General features: G+C 35.5%; 14 protein-coding genes. 5 read left to right on the top strand and 9 right to left on the bottom strand.

The annotated features are described in order from the left end of the window. Positions 1-31: 31 nt before the first annotated feature. The 6 genes from BN2458_RS00120 to BN2458_RS00095 all read right to left on the bottom strand — a co-directional run bounded on the left by BN2458_RS00120 (position 32) and on the right by BN2458_RS00095 (position 6,737). On the bottom strand, positions 32-394 hold the full coding sequence (locus tag BN2458_RS00120; protein ID WP_034342494.1) for a transcriptional regulator: 363 nt from the start codon (positions 392-394) through the stop codon (positions 32-34). A 65-nt stretch (positions 395-459) separates the two neighbouring features. After that, on the bottom strand, positions 460-1,956 hold the full coding sequence (locus BN2458_RS00115; protein ID WP_052082081.1) for an FtsK/SpoIIIE domain-containing protein: 1,497 nt from the start codon (positions 1,954-1,956) through the stop codon (positions 460-462). Between the two features lie 9 nt (positions 1,957-1,965). Further along, complete coding sequence (locus tag BN2458_RS00110; RefSeq protein WP_034342497.1) at positions 1,966-3,957, bottom strand: AAA family ATPase; 1,992 nt, start codon at positions 3,955-3,957, stop codon at positions 1,966-1,968. Beyond that, positions 3,958-5,661: a DNA phosphorothioation system sulfurtransferase DndC gene (gene dndC, locus BN2458_RS00105; protein ID WP_231944796.1), complete on the bottom strand. Its 1,704-nt coding sequence runs from the start codon at positions 5,659-5,661 to the stop codon at positions 3,958-3,960. 52 nt (positions 5,662-5,713) lie between these two features. After that, positions 5,714-6,226, bottom strand: a complete 513-nt coding sequence (locus tag BN2458_RS00100) for a methylated-DNA--[protein]-cysteine S-methyltransferase (RefSeq protein ID WP_034342501.1) — start codon at positions 6,224-6,226, stop codon at positions 5,714-5,716. 46 nt (positions 6,227-6,272) lie between these two features. After that, positions 6,273-6,737 carry a hypothetical protein gene (locus BN2458_RS00095; protein ID WP_034342503.1) on the bottom strand — a complete coding sequence of 155 codons (465 nt, stop codon included), beginning with the start codon at positions 6,735-6,737 and terminating at the stop codon, positions 6,273-6,275. 210 nt (positions 6,738-6,947) lie between these two features. Between BN2458_RS00095 and BN2458_RS00090 the strand changes: the two genes are divergently transcribed. From BN2458_RS00090 to BN2458_RS00075, 5 genes are all read left to right on the top strand, one after another. Continuing rightward, entirely contained in the window at positions 6,948-7,664 is a 717-nt protein-coding gene (locus BN2458_RS00090; protein ID WP_138091959.1) for an ankyrin repeat domain-containing protein, read from the top strand. Positions 7,665-7,740: 76 nt separating this feature from the next. Next, positions 7,741-8,847: an N-6 DNA methylase gene (locus BN2458_RS00085; RefSeq protein ID WP_034342509.1), complete on the top strand. Its 1,107-nt coding sequence runs from the start codon at positions 7,741-7,743 to the stop codon at positions 8,845-8,847. Beyond that, positions 8,837-9,136: a hypothetical protein gene (locus BN2458_RS10195; RefSeq protein ID WP_231944795.1), complete on the top strand. Its 300-nt coding sequence runs from the start codon at positions 8,837-8,839 to the stop codon at positions 9,134-9,136. The genes BN2458_RS00085 and BN2458_RS10195 overlap by 11 nt, the downstream gene beginning before the upstream one ends. Positions 9,137-9,226: 90 nt before the next feature. Beyond that, on the top strand, positions 9,227-9,610 hold the full coding sequence (locus BN2458_RS10190) for a R.Pab1 family restriction endonuclease (protein WP_231944794.1): 384 nt from the start codon (positions 9,227-9,229) through the stop codon (positions 9,608-9,610). Positions 9,611-10,149: 539 nt separating this feature from the next. Beyond that, positions 10,150-11,466 carry an MATE family efflux transporter gene (locus tag BN2458_RS00075; RefSeq protein ID WP_034342512.1) on the top strand — a complete coding sequence of 439 codons (1,317 nt, stop codon included), beginning with the start codon at positions 10,150-10,152 and terminating at the stop codon, positions 11,464-11,466. Between the two features lie 13 nt (positions 11,467-11,479). On the opposite strand, the gene BN2458_RS00070 is transcribed toward BN2458_RS00075, so the two are convergent. From BN2458_RS00070 to BN2458_RS00060, 3 genes are all read right to left on the bottom strand, one after another. Next, on the bottom strand, positions 11,480-12,058 hold the full coding sequence (locus tag BN2458_RS00070; protein ID WP_034342515.1) for a hypothetical protein: 579 nt from the start codon (positions 12,056-12,058) through the stop codon (positions 11,480-11,482). Positions 12,059-12,113: 55 nt separating this feature from the next. Then, a complete protein-coding gene (locus tag BN2458_RS00065; RefSeq protein ID WP_034342518.1) occupies positions 12,114-12,599 on the bottom strand; it encodes a hypothetical protein in 486 nt (161 codons plus the stop codon). A 304-nt stretch (positions 12,600-12,903) separates the two neighbouring features. Then, complete coding sequence (locus tag BN2458_RS00060; protein ID WP_034342638.1) at positions 12,904-13,716, bottom strand: aldo/keto reductase; 813 nt, start codon at positions 13,714-13,716, stop codon at positions 12,904-12,906. Between the last annotated feature and the right edge of the window lie 327 nt (positions 13,717-14,043).

The following is a 14,043-nucleotide window of genomic DNA, read 5'->3' as shown; positions in this document are numbered from 1 at the left end:
TTATGGGGTGGAAGTTGGTTGTCTTTTGCTCTTAAGCCTTATTTTTCTTTGGCTTTTTGGGCTTTGGCATAGGCAGAGTGGGAGCAAGGGTAAGCACAACTTCTCTTAAAGTCGTATAAGAATCCACATCAAGGATATAAGATTCCTTTGCCCCCGCGTAAGGAAATCCAAGCGGGGCGGATTCTAAAAGGGGCTTTAGAATTTCAAATTGCTTGACGAAAAGCATCTCATCACAAAGCAAGAAAATAGGCTTAGGCACACTCTCACCCCTATCAATCACATAAATGCAGTATTCGCCAAACATCTTTTTAGCGCTAAAGTGATAAGGTGTATCCTCTAATGCGCTTTTAAGATTCTCTAACACAAAATCCTTAAAGCTCTCACTTGTGGGCATACAAACTCCTAACTTTAATGTAACACTCTAAGATTAGAATGCAGATTATAGCTTAATTTCTTGCACTAAGAGTGGATTTTATCAACTTTAAGTTGATTTTGTATTTCCTCTTCTGTAAGGTATATGCCGATGATTCTTTGTAAGCTGCTACCATCGCCAAGTTTGATAAGCATATCTCCATTGCCTGTGAGTTTTTCTGCTCCTATTTCATCTAAAATAATTTTAGATTCTGTGCTTTTTTGCACCTTGAGGGCTATGCGACTTGGGACATTGCTACGTAAATCTCCGCTAAAGTTTTGAGCATCTGGTCTTTGAGTGCCAAGCACAAAGTGCATTTTACAGCCCCTCATTTTCTCGGCAAGTGTTCCAAGCTTATCAATTAAGCATTTATTGCCTCTTGTTAAGTTACGCAATTCATCTATAACAAGCACTTTATAAGGCATACTCTCAAAGCTCTCGCCCTTAGATTTTCTTTCATAGCGTGATTCCATTTCTTTTATAAATTGCTCCACGCACTCTTCCGCTTCATTTTGGGTGAAAAGTGTTACATTATTTGCATTGTTAAACTCCACAAATTCCGACCCAAATTTTGGGTCAATAATTGTAATTTCTACACTTGGCGTTTGCAACAAACAAAGAACAATGACCTTTAAAAGTTTTGACTTACCGCTTCCTGAAGTCCCGCCCACTAGCAAATGTGGTGCAGTCTTTAAATCAAAACAAACAGGCTTTTTATCCACACTCATTCCAGCAAAAACGCCAAGTTCAAAATTTTGCTTACGCAAGACTTCTAAGCCTTGCTTCAATTCGGACAAACCAAGTGTTTGCCACTGTTGCTTTGGAATCTGAATGCTATATGTTCTACTTATGCCTTTAACTTGTTCAATGTAAATGCTCTGCCCTAACTCATCATCAAGATATTGACTTTTTGTTTTAAAGGCTTGAATCTTAGCAGAATCCAAAAGCTCAATTTTGCAAATATGATGCCGATAGGAATCCTCTTCATTCACTAGCCTAATGCCAATTCCTTGTTTTTTGAAATAATCTTGCAGTTTAGGAAAGTAACCCACATCATTATTTTTGGGATTTTCTTTTGTCTGCTCCTCTTGCTTTGATGATAAATGCAAATTATCCAAACACCATTGATAAAAGCAATCACTTGATTTATAGGTATTATTAAGCTCATAAAGTCCCCTTTGGATATAGCGGCTTAAAATCTTTAAATATTCTTTTTCATTGCTGAAAATATCTTTTTTGTCCCTATCCAACTCCTCTTTGTGCTTGATATACAGCATTGAGCGAATAAGCAAATCAAAATCCTCTTTTTTGTCCTTGCCCTTGCCTGTAATTTGCTCCAAATGATATTCTTTATCTTTTTCACCATTTAATCTTTTTTGTGCCCAAAATGAGGAATCTAATGAAAATTTTGGAGAATTTAAAGCGAGTGCAAGTGCGATTCTAAGCACATTGTATTTAGCAAATTCATTTTCTTCAAATCCCAAGCCTTTCTTAACCTTTTCTATCACAAGCTCTTCTCTTTTATTTGTATTAAAATCTGCCATTGTATCCCCTTATAAAATCTCTTTAATGTCCGCTTTTTTAATAAAAGCGTGGTGTCTGTCTGCTGGATTTTCTATCTTGTAAAGCCCAGCTAGATGAGGTTTTGCATATTCATATTCTTTTAAGCCTATTTCAGAATCAAGAGGTAAAAGAATCACCTGCACATTGTTTGCATAATAATTTTGTATAATGTTTTTTCTATTCTCACTATCAATTCGCCCTAAAGGCGTGTCAATGATAATGGGTAGATTAGAGTTTGATAATTTGCTTAAAGCCCAAAAAATTGCAATCGCTAGAATCTGCTTTTGTCCGCTGCTTTGGTTTTCTACAATGATTTGCTCATCATTTTCGTCTTTTAGCTCTATCTCAAAATCCTCATCAATCTTAAGTTCTCGCACATTATCATTTGATAATAAGCTCTGATAATTTTTCAAAATAAGCAAGTGAAGCTCTCCTCTTAATTTATGGGTAAGCTTTTCTTTATATTTTTCTATACTTTTTTGCAAAGATTCTAAAATTTTTAGTTTGTTATCAATGCGCTCTGTATTAATATTTTGTTCTAAAAAATAAATCTCTCTATCAATCTGCTCCTTTTTGGATTCCAAATTTCTTAGCTCATCTTTTAGGCTTTCTTTTTCTTTCTCTTTTTGTTGTTTTTCACTCTGTAAGGTTTGCCTTTCTTTTTCTAGCAACTCTTGCCTTCCTCTTATGTCCTCATCACTAATAAGCTCATCTTGTAAGGTTTTATTTTTATAAAGCTTATTTTTGATATGTTTAATTGCGTCAATATCTTTTGCCAAATCAATATGTTCAATTCTTGCAAGATTCTCTTTTAAGGGTGAAAGCATAGCAGAAGTAATAAAGGAATGTGAGAAGCTTTTTTGCTCTAACTTTTGTGGCAAATTTTCTAAAATTTCATCAAACACATCAAAATATTCAGGCATTTCCAAGTGCTTTAACTCCTCTTTGGTTAGTTCTTTTAATTCTGGCAAAAGCTTCTTATAACTTTCTATATCTTGTTTGGATTTGCTCGTTTCCAATCGTGCAATTTCCTCATTTAAATCTTTAATCAGCTTTTCATTAGCAGCAAAAATAACACCTTTAACGCTTTCTTTGAAATTTTCTTTATGATTAATAAGCTCACTATCAAGCATATCCTTTTCACTTACTAGTTCAGCTTTTTCTCTGCTGAAATCACTGCCAAGCTTATCAATTTGTCTTATTTTTTGCGAAAGCAAATCAGACTTTTCCTCTATCTCTTTTTCACAATCTTTAATTTTATCTTTTAAATGTGAGATACCTATTTCCTTACTTTCTTTGTCCTTTCTCTTTTGTGCAAGCAAAGAGGCATTGTCTTTGTTTTTATTTTCATTATCTCTTAATTCAGTTTTATATTTTTGAATTTGGTTTATTGCTATATCAAGTGGTTTGATTTGCAAAATATCCTCTATTTTTTCTCTAAATCCCTTGCGTAGATTTTCACTTATTTTTTCTAATTCCTCGCCATCAAAAAAGAAAAATTCAATCAGATTTGGAGGCATTATCTTGTTGATTCTCTCTTGAGCTTCCTCGCTCGTAAAGCTTTCATTATCAAGACTAAAGCTTAAATGTTCCTCAATGCTTTCATAAATATTTTCAAAACTACGCTTAATATGGAATCTCTTACCCTCAAAAGTGCCTTCAAAAATGATATAAAATTCTTCTTGTAAAGACTGCAATGCAGGTTTATTCAGAATGCCAAGCCATTTCTCCCCTATTCCCCTAATAAATTGTGAGGAGCTTAAGCCTTTTGGAGCAAATCTTGAAATAACAGGAGAGATTTCATTATTCATTACTCCAGCCCCTAAAAACAAAAGCTTTGCACAGCGGATAAAGCTCGTCTTACCAAAGCCATTATTGCCATAAATGCAATAAAGGTTTTTTTCCTCACACTTTTTAAATTCCACCTCTACTTTTCCATAGTAGGCAAAAAGATTGCAAATTGTGATTTTTGATATAAACATTTATGCCTCCTGCTTTTGTTTGCTCGTTTTATCCTCTACAAGCTTTTTTATCTCTTCTTTTATCTTGCTTGAAGCATTATTTTTGCCCCTTAAACCTGTGGTATTATAAATGTCTATGCAAGTGCTAATGAGATTCTCTAGCTCTTTAGAATCCACCCTGTCCGCTACTTCTGCCAAAAGCTCCTTATGTAAAACTCTGCTTTGTTTTAATTTTTCATCTTTCATTCGTCCTACCTCCTGTGCTAGTTGTATTGCTTTGTTTTCAAAATCAAATTCTTTGCTCCACTGCTCTTGTATCGCATCAATCTGCGAATCTGTGATTAGCTCACTGCCACCATTTCGCATAAATTCTTGCTCTGTTTGTAAAAGCCTTTTTAGAATCTCCACACGAATATGGCTTAAAAAGGGTCCAAGTCCTCCAACCTTATACACTGCTCTGCCATCGCGTTTGTAATCTGCCCTTGCATTGCAATCCTCCCTTAAATCTTTAATGTAATTTCTAAATTCATTGAGGGGTTTTAGATTCTCTTGCCCCGATTCTATAAAACCCTGCATTGATTTATCCTCATTTACCACCGTGCATACCCAGCAACCAAATCTTGAGCCACCACAACTGCTTTGACTTAAATCTGTGATAAACTGACACTCCTCACCACTTGCTTTGGCATAGAGTGAAAATAATTCGCTATGGTCTTTATCCCACAAAGGCTTATGTGTGCTAAGATAAGCCCATACTTCATCGGTGCTCCACTCTACAATGGGCGAAAAAGTAAGTGTATCAGGGAAGTCGTGATGTTGGGAATAACCCTCTTCATTTAAGATGCGTTTTTCTATGGATTTTTTGCGATTGCTTGATTCTGCCTTTCTTGAACCTAGTATCAAAAGAGCCGAGCCATATTTTTGTGTGATTTTGGCAATTTCTGCTTTAGCCGGAGTGATTTTAAGTCTATCAGTGCACCACCTAAAAGTTCTTGTCGGGCTAGGGTAGCCTTTGCCAATGAGATTGACCCAAAAATCATCTTTCAAGCTTGGGCTAACTTGCAAGATTTCAAAGGGGATATTGTTTTTCTTTGCGTGGGAATTGATAGAATGGATTACTTCTTTTAAAAATCTATCAATATGTGGGGCTTCTACAAGAGTATTTGAAGCAATGGCATAAGTCTGCCTCCTTTGATGTGGCTGCAAAGAGACGAGCATTTCATAGACAAGCTGCAGCGCACAAGTAGAATCCTTACCACCGCTAAAGGCAACGACCCAAGTGCGCTTTGAGGAGAGAAATTTAGTTTTTAGCTCCTCTAGGGTAGATTGAATGAGTGAAAATTTATTTTTAGGACTTTGTGGGCTTGAGATAGGCTCAAAGCCATTTTCAAAGGCTTCCATTATCCCACAATCTAAATAGTAAATTGTATTTAAGGGATAAAGTGAGATAAAATTTGGATTTTGAATGATATTTTGGGCTAGGGTTTTAGATTTTTTAGAGCTAAAGCAGGCGATGAGGAGAGGCTTTGTAAGAGTGTGTTTTGCCTTATTAAATTGTCCGCTTAAGAAGCTCATAATTTCTTCCTCATCTTTTGCGTGGAATGAACCTTGCAAATGAGCGCTCAAAAAGGCTTGAGTTGTGCGAATATCAAAGAGATTAAAATAAGATAATCCCCTTTCTTGCAACGAAGAAAGTGATAAACTTTTCACGATGATATTTCTCATTTTTTTATCCCTTCAAAAAGTGTATTATAGCATTAATTACCTAAATTGCGCGTTACTTGATAGCCTTTAGGGATCCCCTCTCAAGCCCTAATAGCCACTCTTTGCGTTTCAAACCTCCCGCATAACCTGTGAGGCTTTTATCACTCCCAATCACTCGGTGGCAAGGGATAAGTAGCGCGATAGGATTTGCTCCTACTGCACCGCCCACAGCTTGAGCGGACATTTTGGCTATGCCTCTTTGGCAAGCAAGAGTTTGCGCAATCTCCTTGTAAGTTATCGTGCGTCCATAGGGGATTGTGCGTAAGATTGTCCATACAGATTCTCTAAAGGGTGTGCTTTGCGTGTGAAGTGGAGCTAGAGGCGGAGTGAAATGTGGAATCTCTCCGCTGAAGTAAATCTCTAGCCATTGTTGCGTTTGGGCTAAAATCGGCGTTTGCTCCCGCACACAATCTTTTGGCAATGTAAAATACTTTTGCCCCTCAAACCACAAGCCAAGTAGTGCGCTTTCATCACTTGCAAGTGCGATTGTGCCAAGCGGTGAGTGGAATTGCTGCGTATAAATCATTAAAACTCCACATATAATCAAAGGTAATGATGAAACGATTTTGCTCCTAAGCTCCGTTATCCCCGTCTTCTATAATTTCTACTTTTTGTCCATTTTGTTGATATGTCTTCTTAAAATCTGATTCATCAGAGCAGTCATTATACCTTATTTCCAAAGTGTTTTGATTTGGACGCTTTATATCCATAAAACAAGTTTGACCATACTTGTTTTTTATTTCTACTCTTTTTGTAGTTTGGATATTTGGTAAATCTTGCAACAAAGCTTTTTGATAAAGTTGTGTTTGTGGTTCATTAGCCCTTTCTCTTCTTTGTGCGCTTTCTATCCAAAACCTTAAATCATTTCTAAACGCAGTGAGAATATCTGTGTCGTTTATCCAACACTTTGAAGCTTCGCAAGAATAATCATCACCACATATTTTCTCTCTATATCCTACTTCACATTGTATATCAAGCCTCTGTGCAGCATCTATCAAGCCGAAGCTAACAAAACATAATATCATTAATCTCTTCATTGCGCCTCTCCTTAAACTTAAGAAAATTTTACCAAAATATATTTAAATAGCTTGTGTTTTAAGGCTAGGATTGCACTTTGTATAAAATTAGGGAATCCACTCTACAATAGCATTTTGCGGACTAGATTTGCACTATTGCTAGTAAAATGCAGCATTTATAGACTTTTTTTTGCTATAATGCGAGGTTACTTTTGACTCGGAGATTAAGAGATGATGCCATTAGAAGAGATAAAAAGTCTTAGCCATAAAGATAAAGATGATTTGCAAAATGAGCTATGGGAGATTATCAAAGCAAATGATTTGAGCAAATTGAAACAATTTTTACAATATTATGACGCGCAGCGGTTTTTTTATGACCCAAATTTTGATGATGAGGAAGAACCGATATTCAACGCTGCTATCACACTTAGAAATGCTTGTTTGGTGTGTGATAGGACAAAAGATTTTCAAATCTTAGAGTTTTTGCTCCAATATGGGCTAAAGGCAAATGATAATGACGGCTGGGGCAATGCTCTGCAATATTATGTTGATGTGGGTGGGCAAGATTCACAAATCATCTCCTTTTTACTTGAGAGAGAAGCGGAGTTTGAAGACTATGGCAGGGACGGCTGGAATTTCTTACATCGTTGTGCTGCCAATCAAGAGATAGAAAAGATTCAAATTGCTTGCAAATATGGCGCAAACATTGATACAAGGACACAGGTTCAAATAGGTAAGCATAAAATTTCCCAAACGCCCTTAATGATTCTACTTCTCTCTAGCTCCTCCCCTAAAATACAGGCAATAAAAGCCCTCATTGCGCTTGGTGCAGATGTAAATGCGGTAGATAACCAAAAAAGCGTTTTAGATATGGCATTAAACCAAAAAGAGAAAGAGAGCTTAAAACAAGCGGGAGCAAAAAGTTATAAAGAACTTTGTGCTTTGTAAATCTGAAGCTTAAAAATATCTATTAGCATATTTATTGCAATATTCAACCATTGAGAGTAAAGCGAGAACAGAATAAATGACAGCCCAAGCACATTTAGATAGAATCCAAACAATTAATCAAGGGAGTTTTTACACGCCGGATTCTATCACGCGCCTTGTGTATCAAATGCTTTTAAATGCTAAAATTGATATAAAAGATTATGTTTTGCTTGATAGCTCTTGTGGTTATGGGAGTTTTTTAAATTTAGAGGGTTTTAAGCAAAATATTGGCGTAGATATTGATAAACAAGCCTTGCAAAAGGCTCAAAAAATTTTTAAAGATTATGCCATTGCACCTTTATTCCTCCATACAAACTCCTTGCAAAATGTCTCAAGAGAAAAATTTAATATTTTAGAATCTTCTAAACTCATTATCGTAGGCAATCCGCCCTATAACGATAAAACCTCTATCGTGCAAAATCACCTTAAAAGCACAGATTCTAACCCTGTGGATTCTCAACTTAAAGCGCGAGATATAGGCATTAGCTTTTTGCGCTCATTTGATATATTAAAAGCTGATTATATCTGTGTGCTTCACCCGCTTTCTTATTTGATTAAGGAATCAAACTTTAAATCCTTAAAAAACTTTATCAAACACTATTGTTTATTAGATTCTACAATTATTAGCTCACAAATCTTTTGCCCTAAATCTTTGGGATTTTTTCCTATTGTTATTGCCTTGTATGAAAGAGACAATCAAGGAATGGATTTTGATTTTATTTGTAATTTTTCTTTTAAAACTCGTGAGGGCAAATCTTTTAGGCTCAATGATTTTGATTTTATCGCACAATATATTGATAAATATCCAAATAAAAAGCGGGTGGATTCAAGGCACAAAGTGGCAATGTTTTATACTCTGCGCGATATTAATGCCCTCCGCCGCTCTAAAACATTTATAAGCAAAAATACTGCAAACGCGGTGTATGTTACACAAGATAAATATAGTCTTTACTGCTATGTTGATGTATTTAAGCAAATCATCAAGCATATTCCTTATTATCTAGGAAATTGTGATGTTTTGATAGATTTTAAGAAATTTCAAGCCTTAGAATCTGCATTTATCAAAGCAAGTGAAAATAAGATTCTAAGTGAGGATATAATGCAGTATTTTAAAGATTTGTTAGGGGAACATTATGCGGATTGAGAGGTTGGAAAAGGGTAGAATTTGTGTAGAGATTCCGCTTACAACACAAAGCGGTAAGATTAGAATAAAGATAAGAAATAGCTTTTATGAATATGGAATCCCAACGGCAACAAGGCAGATTCCATTCTCGCAAAAGCATTATATTGAATGGCAAATTGGCTATGATGTGGATAAGAGCGATAAAGAAAAACTTGCTTTAAGCACTCTGCAAGAGACACATTTTGTAGGAGCAAATGAGAAAAATAAGGCACTTTATGAGTTAAGTGAATATTTATATTATTTTGTGTAGTGGGGAATTATCAACAAGACAGAAATTGAAAATCTTTGCACATTTTTACAAAATCTTAAAAATGAGGATTTTATAGACAGCAGAGAGGATTTGCAGATTTTTAGAAGCCACCCAAAGCAAAAGCAAATTTTAGACATAGAATTTTATGTAAGCGAAGTGAAATATCCGCTTTTAGTTCATAAATTTGGCAATTTTGATGTGTTGGTTGAAATCATAATCAAAGAAAAGCAAAGAGCCATAGGAGTGCAACCTATGCTTTATGTGTGCTTTCCTATCACAGAATTAGAATCTAAAAACAAGACAACTTTTCTTGGAAGAGCGGCAAATACTAAAGAATGTGGGATTTTGTCATTAGATGCTAGACATAAGACATTTGTGCTTGAGTGTTTTAAGATTTTTGGTATCTTAAGCAAGAATCATCATTACGATGTGTTGCAGATTCTTCATTTGATAAAAAAGACACTTTTGAAATAGGTTTTGTGCAAGAGATAGATAATATCTCAAGGATTCTAAATATTAAGTAGGGATAATCCTTACCTGCACAATCTACCAAAACTAAGGAATCCACTCTACAATAGCATTTAATTCTTAGCTCAAAGGGTGGGCAAAAACCCTTTGAATTTATCAAGGGCATTGTAATTAAAAGGGCTTAAAATTAATGCTAAAACTCATCTTTATCACACTCATCATCGCTTCAACCATTGGGCTTAAGGCAAGCCATAAGTTTAAATAGCTTGGAATTTATGGCTTTTTATAAAGATTGCAAGTGCGATTTTGCATTATTTGCCCTAAAAAGATTCTTTAAGTGAGATTAAGATTACTTTGTTAGAATGGCTCTCTTGAATTTTACATTAGTTATGAAGGTTGAGTTATGCTATTTTTGTCTTTATTTTTTGCATTATTCTTTTCTTTGTATCTTTGTAAATTTTCTTCCTATCTTTTTGCTTCTCAAAGTCCCCATTAGCTTTTTGATTTTTCTTATTTAAATTTTAGAAATCTCAAAAAGGAATCCTATGTCCAATATTTTTACAAAACACCCTTTGTATTTGCTCGTGCGTTGTGCATTGCCTCATTGCATAAGTGGCGTGTTTCTTTCTTTATGTTACATTATTGATGGTATCTTTGTAGGCAAGTTTTTAGGCAGCGAAGATTTAGCAGTTATGGGGCTTATTATGCCCTTTGTCATCATTAGCTTTGCGCTTACAGATATGATTGCCATTGGCTCCTCTGTGCTCATTAGCCTTTCTTTGGGCAAAGGGAAGTCAAAAGAGGCTTCCATTCTGTTTAGCACTTCTTTAGTTGTTACCTTTGTTTTCTCTTGTTTTATGGCAATGTGTGCCTTTTTCCTTGCACCTTTTTTAATAGATTTGCTAGATATTAGCAACCTATCAAAAGTAAAGGCAAAAGATTTTGTGAGTATTTTTATCTATTTTACACCGCTTATTGCATTTCATTTCGCCTTGGATAATTATTTGCGAATTTGCGCCAAAAATATGTATAGTATGTTTATCAACATTCTTATGGCGCTTTGCAATATCTTTTTGGATTATTTGTTTATCGTAGTGCTTGGCTGGGGGTTGTTTTCATCAGCACTTGCTCTTTGTATAAGTTTGGCTTTGACTACAATTTTGGGATTTTTGCCTTTTATTTTTGGTAATGTGGAGCTAAAATTTAGCAGGATTCTTTTTAAGCTAAAAACCTTTTTAAACATTTTTTACAATGGAAGTTCTGTATTTTTGGGCAATATTTCAGGCTCAATCCTAACGATTGTCGCAAATTTTTTATTGCTTAAACTCGCTGGAGAAAGTGGTGTAGCGACATTTTCTATTATACTTTATATTGATACTTTTATTATCGCTTTTATTATGAGCCTATGCGAGGGTATGCAACCCGCACTAAGCTACAATTACGCTAAAAAGGACAAAGCAAGATTAAAATCTCTTATCCTCTCTATCCTTAGCACCGCTTTTTTACTTTGTTTTGGTGTTTTTATAGCTATTATGCTATGGAGTGAAAGCCTCATTGAGCTTTTCACAGAAAAAACCAATCAAGATTTTATCATCTTTAGTGCTTTTGCGTTGAGCTTATATGCGCTCAATTATTGTATCACTTGGTTTAATGTATGCGTAAGCTCTTTTCTCACCGCTTTTAACAAAGCCTCTTATTCTCTCTTGACTACTTTGGTGCAAGGTTGTTTTGCGCCACTTTGTAGTCTTTTTGTCTTAACTTACTTTTTTGGGCTTAATGGCATTTGGTGCGCTGCATTTGTAGGCGATTTGCTTTGTGTTGTCTTAAGCTTTGTGCTACTCAAAAGAATTTTAAAATTTTGATTCTACTTGCCCATTAGGGAATCCACTCTACAATAGCATTTTGCGGACGAGATTTGTGCCATTGCATAAACTCTGCAAAGTCCGTAATGCCTTCTTGTAGCACGGCTTGGTAGTATTCTATCCCTGCGATTTTAAGGTTATCTGGCGTTTCAAACTTAAGTTTTAGAATCTGCTCTTTTTGTGCTTCGCTCATTATTTGTAAAATACGCTCCGCCACTCTCTCAAAATACCCCGCATACTTGCTGCCTTGCACAATGTGAATCATATCTATTTGCCAAAGTTGCTCGTCTTGATAGAATGCGTGCCACTCCAAACACTTATCCTCTTCCTCCAAAAGATTGCGGTATTCTATGTGGATAATTTTGGGATTGTTTGCGAGTTTTGCCATTGCGTCAAAGCTTCGGGTAACTTCAAGTGTGGGCGTGTAGATATGGAAATCAATATCAAGATGTTTGCAAAGTAAGCCCATTTTGAGTGAGCCAATGAGGTTAATCTCCGCACCTATGCTTTGCCAACACTCCAAAACTTTGGTTTGCTCTATCACTTCAAAGGCTTTTTGTTGGTTTTCTTTGGCAAGTTCTAAAAAATCCAAATCTCACTCCTATTATGCAATGAAATCACGCAAGATTCTATAATGCTTTTTTGTTTTATAATTCTTGCAAACATCTTGTAATGGCTTCTCTTATGTCGTCAGCTTCTGTATCTCCTTGCCCTTCAGCAGTGCAAAGGAACAATGGTTCTTGGGTTTTAGCCTTTAAAATTTGAATAGACACTTCAAGTGTATAACCTCCTAATCCCCCTAATACCTCTCTTTTATCACCTTGCCCATATTTAACTATAAGGGTTTGAGTTGGATTAGTAATGCTCTCTACAATGACAAATCCTTTTTTCATTAAAATGCCAGAGATGACATCTGAAGGGTTGATACTTTTAGATGTCATATAGGAAAATCCTCCGCTTGTGCCATATCCAATATAGCCACCTCCTGCACTAGAATTTAGAGTTTGTGTTTGTGAGATAAAAACAAATTGATACGCACTTGTATTGCCAAATCTTTTTACTTCCACAGGTTTTAGCACTGCACAACCAGAGATAAACAACATACTTAAATATATTGGTGCAAATCTTATCATTTAATCCCCCTTTGTTTTTTACAGATTTTAGCAGATAGGTAAATCACATTATAACATATTTTGCAATTTCCCCTTGACAAACACCAAGTGTCAGGCTTTATAATGTCAAATGTATTTTAAAATCACAAAGAGAACAAATGACACACACAACATTCACACAAACTTTCACACGCATTTTTCACGCGTAATACAAACTTTGCATAAAAGCTTAAGAGTAGAATCGCAAATTGCTAAAATAGATATTTTTCAAGCTTGAATACCGCAAACGCTTATTTATTCATTTTTACTTTATACCTAATTTCCCCTAATAATTCGTCCAAGAAAATGCACTTTTATTCGTATCAAGCTCTTTAAGAATCCGCATATCCTGCGCACTTAAAGAAAAATCAAAGACATTAAGATTTTCTTGCATTCTTGCTCTTTTAGAAGTTTTTGGTATGACAGAGATTCCTTGTTCAATCAAAAATCGTAAAACCACCTGCGCGGGTGTTTTGTTGTATTTTTGTGCTATGTTTTTCAGTGTGGGATTTTCTAAAATTGAACCTTTCCCCGCGATAAAAGGACTCCAGCTTTGCAACAAAGTTTTTTTGCTCTTCATCGCCCCTCTTAAGGGCTTTTGTTGGAGGAGTAAATGTGTCTCGCACTGATTAATCGCAGGAATCACCTCACAAGATTTCACAAACTCACTATACGCCTTCGCACCAAAGTTTGAAATACCTATGCTCTTTAAAATACCTTGCTTATAAAAGCTCTCCATTGCTCTATACATCGCCTTAGATTGAGAGTATGGCATATGGATAAGCAAAGAATCAATATAATCAAGCCCTAAAGTTTTTAAGGATTTTTCAATGGATTTTTTTGCTAAATCCTCGCTACTTGATTCTAAAAGCTTAGTTTGGATAAAAAACTCCTCACGTTTGATTCCGCCTTTTACTGCCGCATTTATCGCTGCTCCAAGCTCGGCTTCATTATTATACATCTGTGCGCTATCAAAGAGCCGATAACCCACCTCTATGGCTTCGCTCATCGCCTTTTGCCCTGCTTTACCCGTAAGCGAATAAGTGCCAAGCCCAAGAATGGGCATTTTAACGCCATTATTGAGGGTGAGAGTTTGCATTTTTGCTCCTTTTTTGGAAATTTGTTTCAAATCTTGTGCGAAAAGTGGATAAGGTATATAAGCCCCGAGTGTCGCTACTCCTGTGAATTGTGCTAGATTCTTTAAAAAGTCCCTACGATTTGTCATTATACGATTTCATAGAATCCTCCTTGTTTGTAAAATAGATTGTGTAATTATAAAGCCTGATACTAAGTATTTGTCAAGGGGTTTAGAGGAATAAATATATCAAACAAGAACATCTCTTTCAAGCTATAAATTTCTCTTTACGCACTATGCAATAGATTGTGTTTGATGAGTTAAAATTGCTTATCAAAAGTTCTTTGTCGT

The organism is Helicobacter typhlonius, from assembly GCF_001460635.1.
In the GTDB taxonomy this organism is placed as follows: Bacteria; Campylobacterota; Campylobacteria; order Campylobacterales; family Helicobacteraceae; genus Helicobacter_C; species Helicobacter_C typhlonius.
The sequence above is the reverse complement of the archived record's forward strand: the minus strand, read 5'-3'. Positions and strand labels throughout refer to the sequence as shown.

What these genes read in the sequence shown, in the direction of transcription:
- BN2458_RS00120 (WP_034342494.1), bottom strand. Translation starts at nt 394, where the DNA reads ATGCCCACAAGTGAGAGCTTTAAGGATTTTGTGTTAGAGAATCTTAAA.
- BN2458_RS00115 (WP_052082081.1), bottom strand. Translation starts at nt 1,956, where the DNA reads ATGGCAGATTTTAATACAAATAAAAGAGAAGAGCTTGTGATAGAAAAG.
- BN2458_RS00110 (WP_034342497.1), bottom strand. Translation starts at nt 3,957, where the DNA reads ATGTTTATATCAAAAATCACAATTTGCAATCTTTTTGCCTACTATGGA.
- dndC (WP_231944796.1), bottom strand. Translation starts at nt 5,661, where the DNA reads ATGAGAAATATCATCGTGAAAAGTTTATCACTTTCTTCGTTGCAAGAA.
- BN2458_RS00100 (WP_034342501.1), bottom strand. Translation starts at nt 6,226, where the DNA reads ATGATTTATACGCAGCAATTCCACTCACCGCTTGGCACAATCGCACTT.
- BN2458_RS00095 (WP_034342503.1), bottom strand. Translation starts at nt 6,737, where the DNA reads ATGAAGAGATTAATGATATTATGTTTTGTTAGCTTCGGCTTGATAGAT.
- BN2458_RS00090 (WP_138091959.1), top strand. Translation starts at nt 6,948, where the DNA reads ATGATGCCATTAGAAGAGATAAAAAGTCTTAGCCATAAAGATAAAGAT.
- BN2458_RS00085 (WP_034342509.1), top strand. Translation starts at nt 7,741, where the DNA reads ATGACAGCCCAAGCACATTTAGATAGAATCCAAACAATTAATCAAGGG.
- BN2458_RS10195 (WP_231944795.1), top strand. Translation starts at nt 8,837, where the DNA reads ATGCGGATTGAGAGGTTGGAAAAGGGTAGAATTTGTGTAGAGATTCCG.
- BN2458_RS00075 (WP_034342512.1), top strand. Translation starts at nt 10,150, where the DNA reads ATGTCCAATATTTTTACAAAACACCCTTTGTATTTGCTCGTGCGTTGT.
- BN2458_RS00065 (WP_034342518.1), bottom strand. Translation starts at nt 12,599, where the DNA reads ATGATAAGATTTGCACCAATATATTTAAGTATGTTGTTTATCTCTGGT.
- BN2458_RS00060 (WP_034342638.1), bottom strand. Translation starts at nt 13,716, where the DNA reads ATGCAAACTCTCACCCTCAATAATGGCGTTAAAATGCCCATTCTTGGG.